Origin of the sequence: Pseudomonas sp. UM16, from assembly GCF_050312595.1 — a bacterium.
In the GTDB taxonomy this organism is placed as follows: Bacteria; Pseudomonadota; Gammaproteobacteria; order Pseudomonadales; family Pseudomonadaceae; genus Aquipseudomonas.
In genome coordinates, this window is the sequence record NZ_JBNPJT010000003.1 from 253,225 (window position 1) to 274,029 (window position 20,805).

Annotated in this window: 17 protein-coding genes; 3 read left to right on the forward strand and 14 right to left on the reverse strand. The window is 62.1% G+C overall.

Annotated features, from left to right (window positions below):
* Nucleotides 1-68 precede the first annotated feature (68 nt).
* Nucleotides 69-1,463, forward strand: coding sequence for an aldehyde dehydrogenase family protein (locus ACQRAX_RS04865; protein WP_412039179.1), 1,395 nt, complete (start codon nucleotides 69-71; stop codon nucleotides 1,461-1,463).
* Nucleotides 1,464-1,568: 105 nt separating this feature from the next.
* Nucleotides 1,569-2,465: a universal stress protein gene (locus tag ACQRAX_RS04870; RefSeq protein ID WP_412039178.1), complete on the forward strand. Its 897-nt coding sequence runs from the start codon at nucleotides 1,569-1,571 to the stop codon at nucleotides 2,463-2,465.
* A 1-nt stretch (nucleotide 2,466) separates the two neighbouring features.
* Here ACQRAX_RS04870 and ACQRAX_RS04875 read toward each other — a convergent pair whose 3' ends face one another.
* The 9 genes from ACQRAX_RS04875 to ACQRAX_RS04915 form a co-directional block, all read right to left on the reverse strand.
* Entirely contained in the window at nucleotides 2,467-3,225 is a 759-nt protein-coding gene (locus tag ACQRAX_RS04875) for a phytanoyl-CoA dioxygenase family protein (RefSeq protein ID WP_412039177.1), read from the reverse strand.
* Between the two features lie 62 nt (nucleotides 3,226-3,287).
* Nucleotides 3,288-4,115, reverse strand: coding sequence for a helix-turn-helix transcriptional regulator (locus ACQRAX_RS04880; protein ID WP_412039176.1), 828 nt, complete (start codon nucleotides 4,113-4,115; stop codon nucleotides 3,288-3,290).
* A 58-nt stretch (nucleotides 4,116-4,173) separates the two neighbouring features.
* A complete protein-coding gene (locus ACQRAX_RS04885) occupies nucleotides 4,174-5,592 on the reverse strand; it encodes an aminotransferase (protein ID WP_412039175.1) in 1,419 nt (472 codons plus the stop codon).
* Nucleotides 5,593-5,635: 43 nt separating this feature from the next.
* Complete coding sequence (locus ACQRAX_RS04890) at nucleotides 5,636-6,739, reverse strand: polyamine ABC transporter substrate-binding protein (RefSeq protein WP_412039174.1); 1,104 nt, start codon at nucleotides 6,737-6,739, stop codon at nucleotides 5,636-5,638.
* A gap of 103 nt (nucleotides 6,740-6,842) precedes the next feature.
* A complete protein-coding gene (locus ACQRAX_RS04895) occupies nucleotides 6,843-7,544 on the reverse strand; it encodes an NAD(P)H-dependent oxidoreductase (protein WP_412039173.1) in 702 nt (233 codons plus the stop codon).
* A gap of 13 nt (nucleotides 7,545-7,557) precedes the next feature.
* A complete protein-coding gene (locus tag ACQRAX_RS04900) occupies nucleotides 7,558-9,204 on the reverse strand; it encodes an ABC transporter ATP-binding protein (protein WP_412039172.1) in 1,647 nt (548 codons plus the stop codon).
* A 2-nt stretch (nucleotides 9,205-9,206) separates the two neighbouring features.
* Entirely contained in the window at nucleotides 9,207-10,034 is an 828-nt protein-coding gene (locus ACQRAX_RS04905) for an ABC transporter permease (protein WP_412039171.1), read from the reverse strand.
* 3 nt (nucleotides 10,035-10,037) lie between these two features.
* Complete coding sequence (locus tag ACQRAX_RS04910) at nucleotides 10,038-10,997, reverse strand: ABC transporter permease (RefSeq protein ID WP_412039170.1); 960 nt, start codon at nucleotides 10,995-10,997, stop codon at nucleotides 10,038-10,040.
* A 51-nt stretch (nucleotides 10,998-11,048) separates the two neighbouring features.
* Nucleotides 11,049-12,650, reverse strand: a complete 1,602-nt coding sequence (locus ACQRAX_RS04915; protein ID WP_412039169.1) for an ABC transporter substrate-binding protein — start codon at nucleotides 12,648-12,650, stop codon at nucleotides 11,049-11,051.
* A gap of 163 nt (nucleotides 12,651-12,813) precedes the next feature.
* Between ACQRAX_RS04915 and ACQRAX_RS04920 the strand changes: the two genes are divergently transcribed.
* Nucleotides 12,814-13,254 carry an RrF2 family transcriptional regulator gene (locus tag ACQRAX_RS04920; protein WP_412039168.1) on the forward strand — a complete coding sequence of 147 codons (441 nt, stop codon included), beginning with the start codon at nucleotides 12,814-12,816 and terminating at the stop codon, nucleotides 13,252-13,254.
* Nucleotides 13,255-13,275: 21 nt separating this feature from the next.
* On the opposite strand, the gene ACQRAX_RS04925 is transcribed toward ACQRAX_RS04920, so the two are convergent.
* The 5 genes from ACQRAX_RS04925 to ACQRAX_RS04945 are packed head-to-tail and all read right to left on the reverse strand — an operon-like array spanning nucleotide 13,276 to nucleotide 20,799.
* Nucleotides 13,276-14,691: an aldehyde dehydrogenase family protein gene (locus ACQRAX_RS04925; protein WP_412039167.1), complete on the reverse strand. Its 1,416-nt coding sequence runs from the start codon at nucleotides 14,689-14,691 to the stop codon at nucleotides 13,276-13,278.
* A complete protein-coding gene (locus tag ACQRAX_RS04930; RefSeq protein WP_412039166.1) occupies nucleotides 14,684-15,874 on the reverse strand; it encodes a pyridoxal phosphate-dependent aminotransferase in 1,191 nt (396 codons plus the stop codon). The genes ACQRAX_RS04925 and ACQRAX_RS04930 overlap by 8 nt, the downstream gene beginning before the upstream one ends.
* 28 nt (nucleotides 15,875-15,902) lie before the next feature.
* Complete coding sequence (locus tag ACQRAX_RS04935) at nucleotides 15,903-17,510, reverse strand: 5-guanidino-2-oxopentanoate decarboxylase (protein WP_412039165.1); 1,608 nt, start codon at nucleotides 17,508-17,510, stop codon at nucleotides 15,903-15,905.
* Between the two features lie 10 nt (nucleotides 17,511-17,520).
* Entirely contained in the window at nucleotides 17,521-19,620 is a 2,100-nt protein-coding gene (locus ACQRAX_RS04940; protein ID WP_412039164.1) for an acetate--CoA ligase family protein, read from the reverse strand.
* A gap of 18 nt (nucleotides 19,621-19,638) precedes the next feature.
* Nucleotides 19,639-20,799, reverse strand: coding sequence for an acyl-CoA dehydrogenase family protein (locus ACQRAX_RS04945; protein WP_412039163.1), 1,161 nt, complete (start codon nucleotides 20,797-20,799; stop codon nucleotides 19,639-19,641).
* Nucleotides 20,800-20,805: the final 6 nt, after the last annotated feature.

Sequence of the window (20,805 nt, forward strand, 5' to 3'; positions counted from 1 at the left end):
TTATTCAGTTTCCACGACCTGCACAGCCCTCTACTCTGGCCTCACTCCCTCTCCTGCAGGCCAGTGCCATGACCGCGTTCTCCAGCCAGACCCATGCTGTGTCGATCAACCCCGCCAACGGCGAGGCTATCGGCCACTACCCCTACCAGTGTGAAGCCGACCTTGATGCGGCGCTGACCCGTGCTGCAGCCGGCTTCAGCCAATGGCGCCGTACGCCCGTGGTTGAACGCGCCCAACTGATCCTCACCCTGGCCAGCTCAATCCGCGCAAACGCCGCTGACATGGCGCAGATGATTACCCTGGAAATGGGCAAGCCATTGGCTCAGGCCCGTGGCGAAGTGGAGAAATGTGCTCAGTTGTGCGAGTGGTACGCGGCCCAAGGCCCAGGCATGCTCAACGCCGAGTCGACCCTGGTGGAAAACGGCAAGGCACGCATCGAATACCGCCCATTGGGCCCGATCCTGGCCGTAATGCCGTGGAACTTCCCGGTCTGGCAGGTACTGCGCGGCGCGGTGCCGGCGCTGATTGCCGGCAACACCTACGTGCTCAAGCACGCACCGAACGTAATGGGCAGCGCCTACCTGATGCTCGACGTGCTCAAGCAAGCCGGTATACCTGACGGCGTGTTCGAAGTCATCAACGTCACCCCCGACGGCGTCTCCCAGGCTATCAAGGACCCACGCATCGCTGCCGTGACCCTGACCGGCAGCGTCCGCGCGGGCATGGCCATCGGTGCCCAAGCCGGTGCTGCGCTGAAAAAATGTGTACTGGAACTGGGCGGTTCCGACCCGTTCATCGTCCTCAATGACGCCAACCTCGACGAAGCAGTCAGGGCTGCGGTCATTGGCCGTTACGCCAACACCGGCCAGGTCTGCGCCGCAGCCAAGCGCCTGATCGTCGAACAAGGGGTGGTCGAAACCTTCACCGCGAAATTCGTCGCAGCCACCCGCCAATTGGTCATGGGTGACCCGCTGTCGGAGCAGACCTACCTCGGCCCGATGGCCCGTTTCGATCTGCGCGACGAGCTCGATGAACAGGTGCAAGCCACCCTGGCTGAAGGCGCTACCCTGCTGCTGGGCGGCCATAAAGCCGAAGGTGCGGGCAACTACTATGCGCCAACCGTGCTGGCCGACGTTACCGACCAGATGACCTCGTTCCGCCAGGAGCTGTTCGGCCCGGTGGCCTCGATCATCACCGCCCGTGACGCCCGTCATGCCCTGGAACTGGCCAACGACAGCGAGTTCGGCCTGGCCTCGACGATCTACACTCAGGACCTGGAGTTGGCGGCCCAGCTCACTGAAGAGCTGGACACAGGCGGTGTATTCATCAACGGCTACTGCGCCTCAGATCCCCGCGTGACCTTCGGCGGAGTGAAAAAGAGCGGTTTTGGCCGCGAGCTCTCGCACTTCGGGGTCCGTGAGTTCTGCAACGCGCAAACCGTCTGGCTGGACCGTCGCGGCTGAGTGACCGCCGCTGGGCAGCTGTTAGTGCCGCTTTCGGGAGCGTTGCAGGCAATGGGCTAAACTCAAGCTCGGGGCCTGGCAATGCAACGCGACCGGAGGTGCACCATGAGCCAGTACCAACGCCTGTTCCTGATGGTCGGCGCCGATATGCGCCACACCCCGGCAATGGAGCGCGCCGCCGCCCTGGCCCACGCTACCGGTGCCACCCTGCATATCTGCGCCTTTGTCGAGGAGCTTGACACCCTCGGTTTGATCAGCGGTGATGAACACCTGAACCAGACCCGCGAACAGGACAGCCGCCAGTGGCTGGCCGACGAAGCCACCTTGTTCCACGAGAACGGCATCCGCGTCAGCACCGAAGTCGTCCTCACCCGCGATGTGCTCGGTGCTGCCTTGAATCAGGTCAAGGAGATCGACCCGGACCTGCTGATCAAGGACGTGCAGCACGAAGCCGCTTACAAACGCCTGTTGTTCACCCCTTTGGATTGGCAACTGCTACGAGAGTGCCCGTGCCCGATGCACCTGGTGACCGCCGTGCACTGCCCACTGCCACGCGTGGTGGTGGCCGCCGTCGACCCGACCCACCCCGAGCATCCGCACAGTGACCTCAACGAAACCGTGATCCAGGCCGCCAGTGATCTGGCTCGCCAGTGCAACGCCGAATTACATCTGCTGCATGTCTGCGACAGCGCCCACACCCATATGGCTGACTTCGGCGCCGGCACCGTGACCGTCCCGGGCTTTGGCAGTGATGTGCGCAAATCGATTCACAAGGTGTTCGAACAAATGGCCGCGCGTCACGCGGTGCCGGTGGAGCGTCAGCATTTTCTTTCAGCGCCGATCACCCGCAGCATTGCTGACTTTGTTGCCCACAGCCGCACCGACGTGCTGGTGATGGGCAACCATCCCCGCAAACTGCTTGAGCGTTTGACCGGCAGCACCACTGAGCATTTGCTCGACCACACCCTGTGCAATGTGCTGGCGGTCAAGGCCCAGACTTGAATCAGTCATATTCGGCTTCGGTGTGCTCGCCAAGTAACCGCCGCTGACGTGGCGTTGCCGCCGCGAGCACTGCCGGGTTGAAGTGCCAGTGCAGGTAAGGCGAAAACTTCTGCGCGACCATGCGTCGGCCATAGTGCACCTGGAGCATCGAACGGCTGCGATCAACGCTACGGTTGTCGCTGCCGCCATGCCACAGTTCGCTGCGAAACATCAGCGCGTCACCGGCTCGACAGAGGATGTTTTGCGCCTGCTGGCCTTGCCATTGCTGTTCCCCAGGCGCCGGCTTGCGCCCTGCCCGATGGCTACCCGGTAACACGCGGGTTGGCGACAGTTCGGCATCGATGTCATCCAGATAAAACTGCACGGTGCAGATCTGCATCGGCAGCTCAAAAGCGGGATCGGCCAACAACGCTGGCGGCAGTTCCATGACCAGATAATCCAGGTGCAACGGCATGCCCTGATAGCCTGGATGGCTGCGCCAGGCAGTCTGGCCGATGATGTGACAATCCTCACCCAGCGCCGCCTCGGCCAGTTCGATAACACCCGGCAGGTCCAGGTAAGCCAACCACAACGGGTCGCGGTTGAACACGCACTTGTAGTGTTCCAGCAAGCCGTTGTAATCCCAATGCATCGGCCTCAATGCGCTGATTGCCACCTGCAACTGGTCGATCTGGCGCGCCTCGAGCACGCCGGGCAGCAGCCAGTAGCCGTCACGGCGCAAGGCACTCAAGCCCAGGCCAAGCAATGAATGTTCGTCCATGCCAGCACTCCGATTGTCCGCGCAAGCGTCTCTATTATCCTGCGCTTGACCTTCAGGGGCCCCTAGCCTGACGCCCGGCGCAACCAGTCGATAAAGCAGGCGAACAACTCCGATTGCGAGTTGATCTCAAGCTTGAGGTAGAGGTTTTTCCGGTGCATGCGCACGGTTTCGGGAGAAATTCCCAGCTCGCTGGCGGTGGACTTGGCCGAGTGCCCGCGCAAGATCATGTGCGCGACTTCGCGTTCGCGGTCGGTCAGCAGTTGACAGCCAAAGCTGTCAAACGCCGCCTGGATGCTGTTGTCGCCGCCCACTTCGGCGGTTGGCGCCAGGCCATGGTGGGCGAAACTCACCAGCAACTGGCGAACCATCGGTTCAACCGCACGCAACAGGTTGACCTGCTCGGTGCTCAGACGCGAACCGCTGCAGCCCTGGAACAGACTAAGGGAAATCTTGCGGGCATCACCGACATCGGCAATGAAGTAGCTGTCTTCACTGCAGCCGGTGCCCAGGTAATAGGCCTTGTAGTAGTCACTGTCAAAAAAGTGATCGGGGGCGATGTCTTCCAGGTGGTAAAAGCCCTGGGCCAGGCCGCTTTCCACCGCCAGACAGAAAGGGTCAAGCAGATAGCCCGCTGCGAAGTAGCGATTAAGGATAGCGTCGCGGTGCTGCTCGGGAATGCCCTGCTGATACAACAACTGCGGCGCCTGGCCCTGGCACTCGAGGCTGATCATCATCGATTCGACTGCCACCAACTGGCTGATCGCAGCGGCCAGGTACTCAAGGCCAGCCGCTGTTTCACTGTGGGCACAGGCGCTCTGCAGCGCCGCGTGCCATTGCTGCAAAGCGCCCAGAGACAGGCAGATCGGGGTATCAAGGGATGTGTGGCTCATGCTCCGCAGTCTATCAGCAGGAACATGACCCGGGTGCAAACGAGGCAGGCGCTTACCTTTAACCGCCAATGTACAGGCCTTCTTTACGCAGTTCGTTGGCCGTCTCGACAATGCACTGACGCAGGGTTTCCACGATCTCATCGACCTGGGCATGGGTGATGATCAACGGCGGCGACATCACGTTCAGGTGCATGATCGGGCGCACCAGCAAACCCCTGGCCTGGGCGCGACGGTGGATGCGTTCGCCAATGTTGACCTCGTCGGCAAACAGCGCCTTGCTGCGTTTGTCGGCGACGAATTCGACACAGGCCATCAGCTTCATGCAGCGCACATCGCCAACCAGAGGTAGATCGCGCAGGCTCTGCAGACGCTGTTCCAGATAGCCGCCAACCTCCTTGACGTGCTCCAGCAGGTTTTCCCGCTCGATGATCTCGATGTTCTTCAGCGCTGCGGTGCAGCACACCGGGTGGCCGCTGTAGGTGAAGCCGTGGGTGAAACAACGGCCCTTGCCCGGCTCGGCGATCACCTTCCAGATCCGATCAGAGAAGATGCAGGCACCCAGTGGCAGGTAGGCCGAAGTCAGGCCCTTGGCGGTGGTGATGATGTCCGGTTGCACACCAAACAGTTCTTCACTGGCAAAGAAGGTGCCGAGGCGACCGAAAGAGGTCACCACCTCATCGGCAACGAACAGAATGTCGTAGGTCTGGCACACCTGCCACATGCGCAGGAAGTAGCCCTTGGGCGGGATGATCACCCCGCCGGAGCCCATGATCGGTTCGGCAAAGAAGGCGGCGACATTGTCAGCGCCCAGCGAGAGGATCTTGTCTTCGAATTCAGCTACCAGAAATTCAAGAAACTCGGCTTCGCCCATGTCATCCGGGGCCCGGTACGGATTGGGATTGGACACGTGATGGATCAATTCATGCGCGTAATCGAACTCCGGCACCCGGTCGGCGGCCTTGTTACCGATCGACATGGTTAGGGTGGTGGAGCCGTGATAGGCGTTGTAGCGGGCAATCACATGTTTCTTCTGCGGTTTGCCCCGACAGTTCTGGTAGTACTGGATCAGCCGGTAGGCAGTGTCCACTGCAGTCGAACCGCCCGTGGTGAGAAAAACGTGGTCAAGATCACCCGGCGCCAGCTTGGCGAGTTTCTCGCACAGTTCGATGGCCACAGTGTTGGCCATGTCCGAGAATGGGTTGGAATAGGCCAGCTTGCGCACCTGATCGGCGATGGCCAGGGCCATTTCCTCGCGGCCCAGGCCAATGTTGGTGCACCACATGCCGCCGACTGCATCGAGGAAGCGGTTGCCCTCGGTGTCACGGATATAGGCACCCTCCCCGGCCACAATGTTCAACGCGCCCTGTTCACGGTGCTCGTCGAACATGTGATAGCCGTGCATGTAGTGGGCCTTGTCGGCGGCCACCTGCGGATCATCAGCAAGCGGGGTGGCGAAAGCAGTGCTTGGCGTAGCCATGGTCAGCTCCTTGGCGATAGAAATCGGGTACAGCAGAGGCTTTTCAGAAACCGGTCTTGACCGTGCTCCAGACCCGGGTGATGGCGCGCATGTCGCGGGCGTCCTGGGTTTTCTGCGCGAACAGGCGTTCACGGGTCAGGTCATCGGGATAGATCGCCGGATTGGCGCGGATGTCTGCCTGAACAAGCGCGGTGGCCGCTGCGTTGCTGTTGGCGTAGTGGATATAGTTGGTCACCTGGGCCATGGTCTGCGGCTGCAGCAGGAACTCGATGAAACGATGAGCATTGGCGCTATGTGGTGCATCTTTAGGCAGGTAGAGATTGTCGAACCAGATCAGCGAGCCTTCCTTGGGGATGAAGAACGCCAGCTGTATGTCTTTATTCGCCTCTTCGGCGCGGGCCTGGGCGGTGGCGTAGTCGCCGGACCAGGTCAAGGCCATGCACACATCGCCGTTGGGCAGACTGGTGAGGTAGTTCACCGAGTCGAATTTCTTGATGTAGGGGCGAATGTCCAACAGCAGCTTTTCAGCGGCCTTGAGGTCGGCGGGCGCCGCGCTACGTGGGTCTTTGCCTAGGTATTTGAGGGCCAGCGGGATGACTTCGGTGGGTGCGTCCATCAAGGTCACGCCGCAATCGGCAAAGCGCGAGACAATCTTCGGATCGAAAAGCATCGCCAGCGAGCCGATTGGCGCATCGGGCATCCGCGCCTTGATCTTGTCGACGTTGTAGGTCACCCCGGAACTGCCCCAGGTGTAGGGCGCCGAATACGTGAGGCCGGGGTCGTAGTCTTGCAGGTTCTGCACGACTTGAGTGTCGAGGTTGTGCCAGCTTGGCAATTGCTGTTTGTCCAGCGGCTGGAACACCCCGGCCTTGATCAGCGGCGGCACCAGGGAGGCGTTGAGCATCACCAGGTCGTAGCCGGAGCGGCCAGTGAGCAGTTTGGTCTGTACTGTTTCATAGCCATCGAAGGTGTCGTAGATCACCTTGATGCCGGTGGCTTTCTCAAAATCGGCGAGGGTGGTTTCGCCGATATAATCGGTCCAGTTGTACAACCTGAGGGTGTTGCTGGGGTCCACTTCGGCGGCCAGGGTGGCCGTGGCGGTGGACGCCAGCAACAGACTGCACATCACCTTCAGTGCCTTGCGCATAGCAACTCCCTGGTGTGGCTGCTCGGGATGAGCCGATGGGGTTACTATCGAGCGATTGCGCAGGGCTGACCATAACCCTAATGGGTGGGTTAACCGAACTGAATCAAGCCAGGGGGTACAACGCCTCATCAAACTGTGACAGGCGTGGAAACTGCAGGGGCTGATCGTCCGAGAGTTGCGCCAGACGCTGCTGATAGCTATGCAGGAAATCTTTGCGCGCCTCATCACTGATATACGGCACATGCCAGGCCACAAACGGCTCCAGCACCTCAAAACCGACATACGCCAGGGTGCCACGCAGAATCGGTCGCAGCATGTCTTGCAGCGGGCCATGAATCGCACCTTCGCCAAACATGTGCTCACGGCCGCCGAGGGTGACGGTGACCAGCGCCTTTTTCCCTGCCAGGCCACCCTGGTCGTAGAAACGTTTGCCGCCATAACACACGCCCGACACCAGCACCCGGTCAATCCAGCCCTTGAGCATGGCCGGCACGGAGAACCAGAAAATCGGGAAGTTCAGTACCACCAAGTCAGCCCACAGCAGCTTATCCAGCTCCTGCTGGATATCGGCGGCAATGGAACCACCCTTGACGCCCAGGCGTTGCTCAAGGGCATAGACTAGGTACTCGGGGTTTTCTCGGGTGCTGAAGTCTTCGGCACTGGCCACCGGGTTCCAGTTCATCGCATACAGGTCGCTGACCTGCACCTGATGGCCCTGGGCACGGAAGGTTTGCACCGCCTGGTCACGCAGGGCAGCGGTGAACGATTGCGGTTCGGGGTGAGCATGGACGATCAGTACGTTCATCAAAGCGTTCCTTTTAAACAGGTTGCAAGGTAGAAGGCGCGGCGCGTGCGGCCAGCAGCCGGTCGAGCCAATCGGGGTCCATCTCGGGCTCGGAAGAGAACAGCAAGCCGGTGTAGTCCCGGTACGGCGGGGTGAAAATGGCATCGCGACTGCCGTGATCGACCACTCGCCCGCGCTGCATCACCAGCACTTCGTCGGCGATGGCGCGCACGGTGGCGACGTCGTGGGTGATGAACAGGTACGCCACCCCCAGTTGCTGCTGGATGCGGTTGAGCAGTTTGAGCACACCTTCGGCCACCAATTGGTCCAGCGCCGAAGTCACTTCGTCGCAGATGATCAGTTGCGGTTCGGCCGCCAGCGCGCGGGCAATGCAGATCCGCTGCTTTTGCCCGCCAGACAGCTCGCGTGGCTGACGCTCCATGTACTGCGCCGGGTCCAGCTCAATCATCTCCAGCAACTCGGCGACCCGCTTGCGCATGGCCTGACCTTTGAGGCCAAGGTAGAAGGTCAGCGGCCGACCGATAATGTCAACGATGCGCTGGCGCGGGTTCAGCGCCGTGTCGGGGATCTGGTAGATCATCTGGATGCGGCGCAACTGCTCCTTGCTGCGCCGGCGAAAATCAGCCGGCAAGGCGTCGCCGTCATACAGCACCTGCCCCGCCGTCGGCGGCAGCAGGCCGGTAATCAGTCGCGCCGTGGAGCTCTTGCCACTGCCTGACTCACCGATCACCGCCAGCGTCTGGCCACGATGGAGCTTGAGCGAAACATCATGCAGCACTGGCTGTTGACCATAACTGGCACAGGCCTGGCGCACCTCCAGCAAGGGTTGCGTGTGCTCCGGGCACGGCTTGGGCTCGGTACGGAAACTGCGCACCGCCCACAGCGACTTGGTGTAGTCCTGCTGAGGTGCGTCGAGCATGCTGCGGGTGTCGGCCTCCTCCACCAACTTGCCGTGACGCAAAACCATGATGCGGTCGGCCATCTGCGCCACCACCGCCAGGTCATGGCTGATGTACAACGCCGCACTGCCATAGGTCTTGACCGCATTGCGAATCGCCGCCAGCACTTCGATCTGGGTGGTGACGTCCAACGCGGTGGTCGGCTCATCGAAGATGATCAGGTCGGGGTGGCAGGCCATGGCCATGGCAGTCATCACCCGTTGCAACTGGCCGCCTGAGACCTGGTGTGGATAGCGCTGGCCAATCTGCTCAGGGTTGGGCAACTGCAGTACGCGATACAGAGCGACCGCTTCGGCTTCGGCCTGAGCGCGGTCGATGCCAGCGTTTTTAACCGCCGTTTCAACGTGCTGGTCGATCAAGCGGTGCGCGGGGTTGAACGAGGCGGCGGCGCTCTGCGCAACATAGGCGATACGCAAGCCACGCAGTTTACGTAAGGCCTGAGCAGCGGCGCCAACCAGTTCCTGGCCATCGAAGCGCACAGAGCCACCGGTAATCCGGCAACCATCGCGCACATAGCCCATCGAGGCCAGGCCCAGCGTCGACTTGCCTGCCCCCGACTCACCGATCAACCCCAGGACCTCACCGCGCTGCAAGGTCAGATCGATACCTTTGATCAACGGATGCCAGGCATCTTCGTAATGCCCTTCGATACGCAGGTCACGGATTTCCAGCAGCGGCTGTTGATTGATAATGCCATTCATGTTCAGCACTCCTTCAGGCCGCTGGATTTATGCAGTACCCAGTCCACGACAAAGTTGACGCTGACGGTGATCAGTGCGACCGCCAAGGCGGGCAACAGCGGGCTGATATCGCCGAAGGTGATCAGCACGGCGTTGTCACGGACCATGCTGCCCCAGTCGGCGGTGGGCGGTTGAATGCCCAGGCCAAGGAACGACAGCGCACTGATGAACAGAAAAACGAAGCAGAAGCGCAGGCCAAACTCGGCGATCAACGGGGCAGCGGCATTGGGCAGCACTTCGCGGCTGACCAGCCACCACAGCCCTTCGCCACGCAGCCGTGCGGCCTCGACAAAGTCCTGGACCACCACGTTCATCGCCACCGCCCGTGACAGACGAAACACCCGGGTCGCATCGAGCAGGGCAATCACCAGCACCAGTGAGGTGGCGTTGGTGCCGACCACACTGAGGATTAACAAGGCAAAGATCAGTTGCGGGATGGCCATGAGGATGTCCACTACACGCGACAGGCCCTGATCGATCCAACCGCCCTTGATAGCCGCCACCAGACCGCAGAAGCCACCTACGGCAAACGCCAGCACGGTGGTCAGGAAGGCGATGCCGAGGGTGTTGCGGGCGCCGTAGACCAGGCGGCTGAACATGTCGCGGCCAAGATTGTCGGTGCCCAGCAAGAACTGTCCGCCCCAAGGCGCAAAGCCTTCGCCGACCACCTCGGTTTCGCCAAACGGTGCCAGCACGGGGGCAAACACCGCCACCAGCACATACACAAGAATCACCAGCAGGCCGAACTGAGCGCTCAGCGGCGCCCGCCACATTGATTTGATCAGGCTCATGGATTACCCCTTCGGATGCATCAGGCGTGGGTTGCTGGCAATCGACAGGACGTCGGCCGAGGTATTGAGCAGGATGTAGGTGGCCGCAAAGATCAGGCTGCAGGCTTGCACCACGGGGATGTCGCGTTTGGCCACCGAGTCGACCAGCAGTTGCCCGAGCCCCGGATAGACGAACACCACCTCGACCACCACCACACCGACCACCAGGTAGGCCAGGTTCAACGCCACCACATTGATGATCGGTGCCAGGGCGTTGGGCAAGGCATGATGAAAGATGATCCGCGCCGGGCTGATGCCCTTGAGCCGGGCCATCTCGATGTAGGGGCTGGCGAGCAGGTTGATCAGCGCCGCGCGGGTCATGCGCATCATCTGCGCGATGACCACCAGGCTCAGGGTCAGTACCGGCAACAGCGAACGCTCGAGTACCTCAGCAACACTTGCCCCCGGCGCCAGGTTGGAAATGCTTGGCAGCCAGTTGAGCTTCACTGCGAACACCAGGATCAGGATGTAAGCGACAAAGAACTCCGGAAACGACACGGCACTCAGGGCACTGGTGTTGAGCAGGCGGTCGAACCAGCTGTTGCGGTACAGCGCCGCGAGCATGCCGAGGATCAGCGCCACCGGCACCGAGATCAGCGCGGCCAGAAGGGCCAGAGTGAAGGTATTACCCAGGCGTGCTGCAATCAGCTCAGCAATCGGCCGCTGGTTGGCCAGCGACAGGCCCAGATCCCCGTGCAGCAATTGCCAGGCCCAGTGGCCGAAGCGGCTCAGCGCCGGCACATCCAGGCCCAGTTGGGCACGCAGCGCCGCTACCGTTTCCGGTGTAGCGGCCTGGCCGAGCATGGCCTCGGCGACGTCGCCAGGCAGCATGCCCACCGCCAGAAAGATGATCACCGACACCGCGAACAGCGACAACAGACCCAGGGCCAGGCGCTGTGCAAGCAGTTTGCAAAGACTATTCACCGGACAGCTCCTCGAACAGACACAACGAAAGGTGCTAATGCGTTGGCGCGGTTATGCCTGCCACCAGCGTTCGATCAGGCGCAGACCGTCCAGCTCGCCGTAGGGCGCGGTCACTCCACCATGGGTGACACGCTTGGAGCGGGCGGCCACGGAACTGGCGAACAGCGGCACAATCGCCCCGCCATCGTCACGGCACAGGGCCTGCATTTCGTTGTACATCTCTTGGCGCAGCGGCGCGTTCATCTCGCCACGGGCGGCGGTGAGCAACTGGTTGAAGCGAGGGTTGTCCCAGTGTGTTTCGTTCCACGCGGCACCCTTGGCGTAGCCGATGCTGAACATACGGTCGGCGGTCAGGCTGCTGTAGAAGAACGAGGTGGTGAACGGTTGCTTCATCCACACATTGCTGAAAAAACCGTCGGCCGGCTCGCGCACCACGTCGATGTCGATACCGGCCTGACGCGCCTGCTCCTTGAACAGCACCGAAGCATCCACCGCCCCGGTGTAGGCGGCATCGGAGGCTTGCAAGCGCACCTTGAGCGAATCGACACCGGCCTGACGCAGATAAAAACGCGCCTTGTCCGGGTCATAGCTACGTTGCTCCAGCGCAGTGTTGATAAAGCGGCTGCCGGGCTGGATCGGGTGATCGTTACCGAGTTGGCCATAGCCGTAGAGCACCGAAGCGAGCAAGGTTTCGCGGTTGATGGCGTGCTTGAGGGCCAAGCGGATGTTGTTGTCCTGGAACTGCGTGCTGTCGGTCAGCATCGGGAACGTATAGTGCTGGGCGCCTTTGGTTTCCTCAATCGCCAGGTTCGGGTTGCGCTTGAGCAAGGCCACGGTTTTCAAGTCGACCTTGTTGATCACATCGACCTGACCGGTGACCAGGGCGTTGACCCGTGCCGCGCCGTCGGAGATGGCCAGCAACTCGGCGCTGGCAAAATGCGCCCTGCCCGCCTTCCAGTAATCCGGGCTGCGCTCCAGGTCCATGCGTACGCCAGGTTCAAAGCCCTTGAGGCGATAGCCGCCAGTGCCGACACCTGCCTGCCAGTCAATCACGCCGTCCTTGGCCGGCAGGATCGCCAAGTGGTAGTCAGCCACTACGTAGGCAAAATCAGCGTTGCCCGAATGCAGCTCGAACACCACCGTATCGGCACCTTGGGCACGCACCTGGGCCACATCACCGAGTACGGTCTTGGCTGCCGAAGTGGATTTATCGCCCAGGTGGTGCTGGATCGAAGCCACCACGTCGTCGGCATCGAGGGTCTTGCCGTTGTGGAACGTCACGCCCTTGCGCAGGGTGAAGGTCCAGATGCGTGCATCGGGGCTGAACGCCCAGCGCTCGGCCAGTTCGGGAATGGCGCTGCCGTCCACGTCGATTTCGCTGAGGGTGTTGTACACCGCCGAAAAGCCGACAAAGGTGAAGGTGTCGCTCCAGGTGCCCGGATCGCGCGAATCGGTGGTACTGCCACCGGCCAAGCCCATGCGTAGCACGCCGCCGGCTTTGGGCGTAGCCTCCTCGGCCCAGCTACGCATCGGCAATCCCAGGGAAAAAGCCCCGGCTACCGCTGCCGCAGCGGCGCTGTACTTGAGAAAATCGCGACGCGGCAAGCCGCTGTCGTGCATCGCTTGAGTAATTTTGTTGTTGTTATCGCTCATGGCATTGCCCCTGTTGAACCGCAAAGAAAAGGATTCAGCCGACCTCGCACGCATCGATGCTGCAAATATTTGTAATTGTCATCGTGACAAATACATTAGACTCAATCCCACACTGCTGCCAAGCCCCTTTTCAGAATGGATTGTTCAAAGGATTCTGCAGACCATGAGCCAGTCGACCCGTTTGATCACCGCCTCGTACATCCTGTCGTTCGTGGCCGCCAACGCGCCGCAAAAACTGCGCACCGAAACCATCGCCAAATGGGTCAAGACTCACCCCACCCGCGTGCGCAGCCTGGTTTCGCTGATGGTCAAGGCCAACATCCTCAAATCCTGGCGTGGCGCCCACGGCGGCCTGACCCTGGCTCGGCCGGCCAGTGAGATCACCTTGCGCGAGGTGTATGACGCCGTGCAGGAAAGCTCGTTGATCGCCGAGAAGATCGACAACCCGTTCTCGGGTATGGAGGATCACTGCAAGGTGTTCGAGGTCTTCACGCAACTGTTTGCCATGCTTGAGGCCAACATGCGCCTGGACCTGGGGGCGATTACCGCTGACCAGTTGTTTGTGGCGTTTGACACGCCTGCGGAAAAAGCCGAGCAGGCCTGAACCTGCCCGGCACCACTGAAGTTACAGCTGGACAGCCTTGACCTCGACAAACTCGGCCAAGCCCTCCTCACCCCACTCACGGCCATTGCCCGACTGCTTGTAGCCGCCGAACGGCGCCTGGTAGTTGAACGCGGCGCCATTGACGAAACACTGCCCGGCGCGCAGTTGCCGACCCAGGTGTAACGCCCGCTCACGGTCTGCCGCCCAGACCGCGCTGGATAAACCAAACGGTGAGTCGTTGGCCAAGGCAATCGCCTGGGCCTCATCGGCATACGGGATCAGGCACAACACCGGGCCGAAAATCTCCTCCTGGGCAATCCGCATGCGGTTGTCGACGTCGGCAAACAGCGTAGGCGGCACATAGAAACCGTGCGCCAATCCCGGTGCAGTCTCGCCGCCACACAGCAGGCGCGCACCCTCCTCCTGGCCAATGTGGATGTAGTCCTGCACGGTGCGCCGTTGCCCCGCCGAGCACATCGGTCCGAGAAAGCTGCGCGGGTCTTGCGGGTCGCCCATGACCAGGCTGCGGGTTTCCGCCAGGGCGATATCCAGCGCCTCGGCATAACGCTTGGCGGGCAGCAACATGCGCGTCAAGGCCGTGCAGGTTTGCCCGGAGTTGATCATCACGTCCTGCACGCCATAACGCACGGCGGCTTCAAGGTCAGCGTCGGCGGTAATCAGCAACGGTGACTTGCCACCCAGCTCCAGGCATACCCGTTTTACCGTCGGCGCCGCAGCCTGAGCCACACGCACACCGGCGCCGGTCGAACCGGTGAACGAGACCATGTCCACCTGCGGATGCCGGGCCAAGGCTTCACCGACTTTCGAACCCGGCCCACTGACCAGGTTGAACACACCCGCTGGCAAGCCAATGGCTTCGATCATTTCGGCCAGCAGAAAAGCATGCAGCGGCGTTTCCTGGCTGGGTTTGACCACCACCGTGCAGCCCGCCGCCAACGCCGGAGCAAGCTTGCCGATCAACTGGTGCAACGGGTAGTTCCAGGGGTTGATGAAGGCGCAGACACCCACCGCTTCGCGATAGACCAGCGAATTGCCGACTTCGCGCACCTCATCCATCAGCCCGGCCAGTTCGACATAGTGCTCAAGGCCCGCAATCGGCCCGTCGACCTGAACGCTACGGCACCATTGCACCGGCATGCCCAGTTCGCCGGTGATGACGCTGGCCATTTCCTCGGCACGCGACTGCAATTGGCCCACCAGGGCGCGGATGTAACCGGCCCGTACACTGGAGGGTGTGCGCGACCAGTCGGCAAAGGCTTGGCGTGCAGCGCCAACCGCGCGGTTGACGTCGTGTTCATCCCCCAGCGGAACGCGGCCGCAAACGCTTTCGCTAGCCGGATCAATCACTTCGGCCATGCCGCGTCCGGACGGCACTTGCCAGCTGCCATCAATAAACAGGCGGGCGTATTCACGCATGGGTTTTGCTCTCCATCAGTTCGCCAGCGCAGCACGCAATGCGCTGGCACGCCTCACGCAACGGCTCGCTGCCCAGCACCAGGCCCAGGCGGATGTGCCCCGCGGCACTGGGGCCGAAGGCTTCACCGGCCAGTACCGACACGCCATGGCGCTCGAGCAATTGATTGGAGAACGCCTGGGCGCTAAGGCCGGTTTCGCGGATATCGACCATGACAAACATGCCGCCATCGGGTTTGAGCGCTTTCAGGCCCGGGCAATCGGCCAGGCATTCGCAGACCAGGTCGCGACGCTGACGATACGCCTCGCGCATCGCCGTCAGTTCCGGCAGTTGTTGTTCCAAGGCCACCACGGCGGCGTCCTGGATAAAGTCCGGCGAGCCATAGAGCATGCACAGCGCAAGGTTTTCCAGGTGGCTGGCCAAGGCCGTCGAGCCGACCACCCAGCCCACTCGCCAACCGGTCATGGCATGTGACTTGGACAGGCTGTTGAGGGTCGCCGTGCGTTCAGCCATACCCGGCAGGCTGCCGGGGCTGACGTGCTCGCCTTCGTACAGCAGTTCGCTGTAGACCTCATCGGAGATCAGCCACAGGTCATGAGCGATGCACAGCTCAGCCAGGGCTTGCCACGTGCTGCGCGGCAAGCTTGCACCCGACGGGTTGTGCGGGCTGTTCAAGGCCAGCGCGCGGGTGCGTGGGCTGATGCGCGCGGCGACATCCTCGGGGCACACGCGAAAACCGTGCTCCGGGCGCACCGGCACCGGCACCACTGTCGCCCCGCAAGCGCCGAACACCGCTTCGTAGGTGACATACATCGGCTCGGCGACAATCACCTCATCCCCAGGATTGAGCAGGCACTGGGCGACGCAAAACAACGCGCATTGCGCACCGGCCAGCACCGTCACCTGATCGGCACTGACTGCCTGGCCGCTGCGTTGCTGGTGTCGGCGAGCGATGGCCTGGCGCAGGGCCAGTTTGCCGCGCACGTCGGAATAATGCGTATGGCCGCCTTGCAGGCTGTCGATAGCGGCTTGAACAATCGGCGCCGGGGTGTCGAAATCCGGATCACCGACCGACAGCAGAAGAATGTCCTGGCCTTGCGCCTGCAATTCCAGGGCTCGGTAGTGAATATCCCAGGCGGCGGCGCCGTCACCGGCAATACGTTGAGTCAGATCGGAAAAGCGCATGGCAATCTTCCTGAATTAGAGTGGGACGTCAGCGAGCACAGGCGTGCTTGAGCTCGATCAGGGTCACGCTGTTACGGGCAAAGCCTGCGCGTAGCGCCTGTTGCAGCTCATCGAGGCTGCCTGGCTGGGCGACAGTGCAACCGAACGCCCGGCCCAGCCCGGCAAAGTCCGGGTTGCGCGGCAGCACGCCGATAGGTTCGATATCCAGGTTGAGCATGTCGTCGCGGATCTGCCCCAGGGCATCGTTGTTCCACAACAGCACAACCAAGGGCCGGTCCAGCTCTTCGACAGCAGTAGCCAATTCCTGAGCGGTGTAAAGGAAGCCGCCGTCGCCGACCAGCACCAACCCCGGACGATCCTCAGTGGCAAACATGCCGCCGATACCTGCTGGCAAGCCGTAGCCCAAGGTGCCGTAACCGGTCGGGTGCAACCAGCTGCGCGGCGCTCGGCTCGCAAAAGCATAGTTGCCGGTGTAGGCCAGCTGGGTCATGTCGGTGCTGATAAAGGCGTTGTCGGGCAGCTCGGCCGCCACCCGGTCGAGAATCGCCTGATGGAGGGTCTGCAGCGGGCCATGCGTGGCCTTGACCGCCTGACGCAAGGCACAGACCGAAGCAATAGCCGCCTCGGGATCAGGCGTGATGTCCGGCAAGTGCTCCAGCAAGGCGCCGATGGTTAGCCGTGCATCGCCCTGCAAGGCCAGCGCACAGGGATAGAAATCGTTGAATTTGCGTGGGTCTATATCCACCCGCAGCAGCTCGCCATTGAGTTCCAGGCGTTCACGCCAGAAGTCGGTGTCGGCCATCTCGGTGCCCACGGCCAGGACCACATCGGCTTCGGCGATCAGCTTCCAACCGGGTTCGACGCACAGGCTAGCACCGGCATTGAGCGGTGCTTGCGGGGCCAGCAGGCCTTTACCGGCAACGCTGGTGAACACCGGAGCCGCCAACCGGGCACTCAACTGTTGCAGGGCATCGCCAGCCTGCAACGCTCCGCCACCGGCGATGATCATCGGCCGTTTAGCCGCCGCCAGTTTGGCCGCCGCCTGCTCCAGCACACTGCTGGCCGGCAGACCACGGCTGGGCCGCCGGGCGACTTCATTGCTCCAGTCACGCTTGACCGGCGCCGACAGCACATCCAGAGGCACAGAAATGTGCACCGGGCGTGGCCGCTCACTGTCAAACACGGCATAGGCGCGGGCAACCAGCTCCGGCAAATCCTCAGCGCTCAAGGCCACTGCGGAAAACGCCGTGATCGGTGCGGTCATGGCGCGCTGGTCTTGAGTCTCGTGCAAGCACCCCCAACCTTTGCCCAGGCTCGCCGTGTGGTTGACGCTGGAAATCACCAGCATCGGGATCGAGTCAGCATAGGCCTGACCGATTGCGGTGGCAGCGTTGGTGACACCCGGACCGGTGATGACAAAGCACACCCCGGGCTTGCCGCTCACCCGGGCATAGCCATCAGCCATAAAGCCTGCGCCTTGCTCATGGCGGGTAAGCACGTGACGGATGCCGCTGCCGGGCAAGCCGCGGTACAGCTCCAGGGTGTGCACCCCGGGAATGCCGAACACGGTGTCGACCCCGTAGTTGGCCAATAGGCGGACCAGGGCCTGGCCGCCGGTCAATGGGCTGTTGTGCATGATCTTCTCCTTACACCTGGCCGAGGCGAATCAACGCATCGACGGCGGTGGTGCTGTGCGCACCGACCATTAATGGGTTGACGTCCAGTTCCACCAGCTGGCTCGCGTTTTCGCACGCGTAGTCGGCTACCGCGCGAATTGCCGCGACCAGCGCTTCAAGATCAGCGTGTTCACGGCCGCGGAAGCCCTGCAGCAAGCTGGCGCTGCGCAAGCCGAGCACGGCCGCACGAATGGCACCGTCGGTGGTCGGCAGCAGCAAGGTTTTACTGTCCTTGAGCAACTCGACCAGAATGCCGCCCGCACCGATCACCAGCGCGAGGCCGAAGTCATTTTCACGCTTGATGCCGACGATCAGCTCGGCCAGCGGCGCGCTGGCCATGGGTTCGAGCAGCACCTGGTCGAACGGTACGTGCGGCGCGTACGCGGCGACGCGTGCACGCATCTGTTGCAGTGCCGCGTCCAGCGCCTGGCTATCACTCAGGTTCAACGCCACGGCACCGGCTTCGGTCTTGTGTGGTAATTGCGCGCTAACGGCCTTGAGCACCACGGGATAGCCCACCGCCTCGACCGCCTGCAGCGCCTGATCGGGTGTGCTCAAGACGCCTGAGGGAACCGCCAAACCGAACGCACGCAATGCCTGTTTCGCCTCCCACTCGTTGAGCAGCTCGCTGTCACCGTGCAGTGCTTGCGGGCACAGCGGCAGCAAGGCTGACTCGCCCAATGCGAGCAAGACTTGGCGGTTACTGTGGTAAGCGGCGATCCGCCCCCAGGCCGCCAAACCGTCCTCAACGCCTTGCAGCGCCGCGATGCCGTGGGCATGCAGGTGCTCGCGGGCGCTGGCCGGAAGCAATTCGGGAAAGGCCGAGGTGACAAAGCCAATCTTGCCGTGGCGTTTGAGGGCGGCGCTGTACAGCTCAAGCAGCAGCTCGCACTCTTTGCGTTCACCGGTAAATTCAGCCGGGTAGTCGAGCACCAGCATGGCCGCGTCGGCATCACTGCGCAAGGCGCTGTCGAGCATGTGCTCAAGCGCTGCGCCGTCACCCCAGATTGCCGTGGTGAAGTCCAGCGGGTTGACCAGGTTGGCATAGACCGGTAGTACCTCGGCCAACGCTTGGACCTGGCTGTCATCGAGTTTCGGCAAGCCAAGGTCGTTCCGTTCGGCGTAGTCGGCAATCAACCCGGCGTCGCCGCCCGAACAGGCCAGCGCGATCAGGCTGCGGCCCTTTGGCAGGTTGCCACAGGCGGCAGCCTTGAGGGTTTCGGCAAAACTCACCGGGCCGCTGACACGGATCACCCCCAAGCGTTGGAACAGGCTGTCGTACAGCGCATCGGAGCCGGACAGCGAGCTGGTGTGACTCAAGGCCAGCTCGGCGCCAATCTGCGACACCCCGGTTTTCAGGGCGATGATGGGGATGCCTTTCTCCAGCGCCTTGTGCGCTGCACGGGCGAAACCGGGAACATTCTTCAGCCCCTCAAGGTGCAGGCCGATGGCGGTCACCCGTGGCTCGTCCAGCAGCACATCCATCAGCTCGGCAATACCCAATTGCGCCTGGTTGCCGACCGAGGCCATGTAGGCCACGGGCAAGGAGCGGTCACTCATGGACAGGTTGTAGGCGAAGTTGCCGCTCTGGGTCAGGATCGCCACACCCTTGTCCACTGCCTTGCCGCCGTGGGCTACCGGCCACAAGGCGCTGTTGTGCAGGTAGTCGAGCAAGCCATAGCAGTTGGGGCCGAGCAAGGCCATGGTGCCTGCGGCGTGAAGCAGATGCTGTTGCAGTGCCTGACCTTCGGCGCCGGCTTCGGCATAGCCCGAGGCATAGCAGATCGCCCCGCCAGCATCGATGGCGGCAAGTTCGGCGACGCAGGACAGCGTCAGCTCGCGATTGGTGGCGATGAACACGGCGTCCGGGCCGCAAGGCAGCTCGCTGACACTGCGTACGCAGGGAACACCCTCGATAGTGTCGTGCTGCGGATTGACCAGCCACATCTGGCCCTGATACCCACCTTCGGCACAGCGTTTGAACGCCCGAGCCATACTGCGCCCGCCGACGAAGGCCAGATGGCGCGGGGCCAGCAGGCGCTTGAGATTGTCACGAATCGATTGCGACATAAGAGTTCTCCGAGCCGATCAACGCAACAGGGGGCGCAGCAGTTCGCGGGAAATGATGTGCCGCTGAATCTCTGAGGTGCCCTCCCAGACCCGCTCGATCCGCGCGTTGCGCCAGATCCGCTCAACCGGGCTTTCATCCATCAGGCCCATGCCGCCGAAAATCTGCACGGCTTCGTCGGCGACCTTGCCCAGCACTTCGCTGGCAAACAGCTTGGCCATTCCCGCCTCGCCGTCGGTCATGCTGCCCTGGTCCATCTTCCAGGCTGTGTGCAAGGTCAGCAGCTCAGCCGCGCGGATCTGCGTGACCATGTCGGCAAGCTTGAACGACACGCCTTGATAGGTGCCGATCGGCTGCCCGAACTGTTTGCGGTCCGCCGCCCACTGCAGCGAGACGTCCAAGGCCCGCTGCGCCTGGCCGACGCAGTTGGCAGCGACCATCACCCGCCCGGCAGTGAGCCAGGCATTGGCCACTTCCCAGCCCTTGCCGACTTCGCCCAACACCTTGCCAGCCGGGACCCGGCAGTCGTCGAAGAACATCTCGTAGGTGTGGTAGCCACGGTTGCTCACGCACTTGGGGCCACGGCGGATGGTCATGCCTGGGGTGCCGCGGTCGACCAGGAAGGCGGTTACCGCGTTGCGCTTCTTGCCGTTGTGTTCATAGGTGTCGGTCACGGCGAAGACGATGGCGAAATCGGCGTGCCCGGCATGGCTGATGAAATGCTTACTGCCGTTGAGGACGAAGTTGTCGCCTTCACGCACGGCACGGGTCTTGATGGCATTGGCGTCAGAACCGGCGCCCGGTTCGGTCAAGGCAAAGCAGTCGACCTTCTCACCCTGGATGCATGGCAACAGGTAGTCGTTGATCTGCTCATCCTTGCAAGCCATGAGGATTTTCGAAGGGCGCGCGACAAACACGTGCACAGCCCAGGACACCTTGGACAGCTCGCGTTCGATCAGCGCCTGAGACACGTAATCAAGACCACCACCGCCAACTTCCTCGGGCATGTTGAAGGCGTAGAAACCTGCGGCGATGGCTTTGCCACGAATGTGCGCGGCCAGTTCCGGCGACACCTCGTCAGCACGGTCAACGGCCTCCTCGTGGGGCAGCAACTCTTTGGCGACAAAACTGCGTACTGCTTCCACCAACATTTCTTGTTCTTGGGTCAGTTGGAAATTCATGGAATG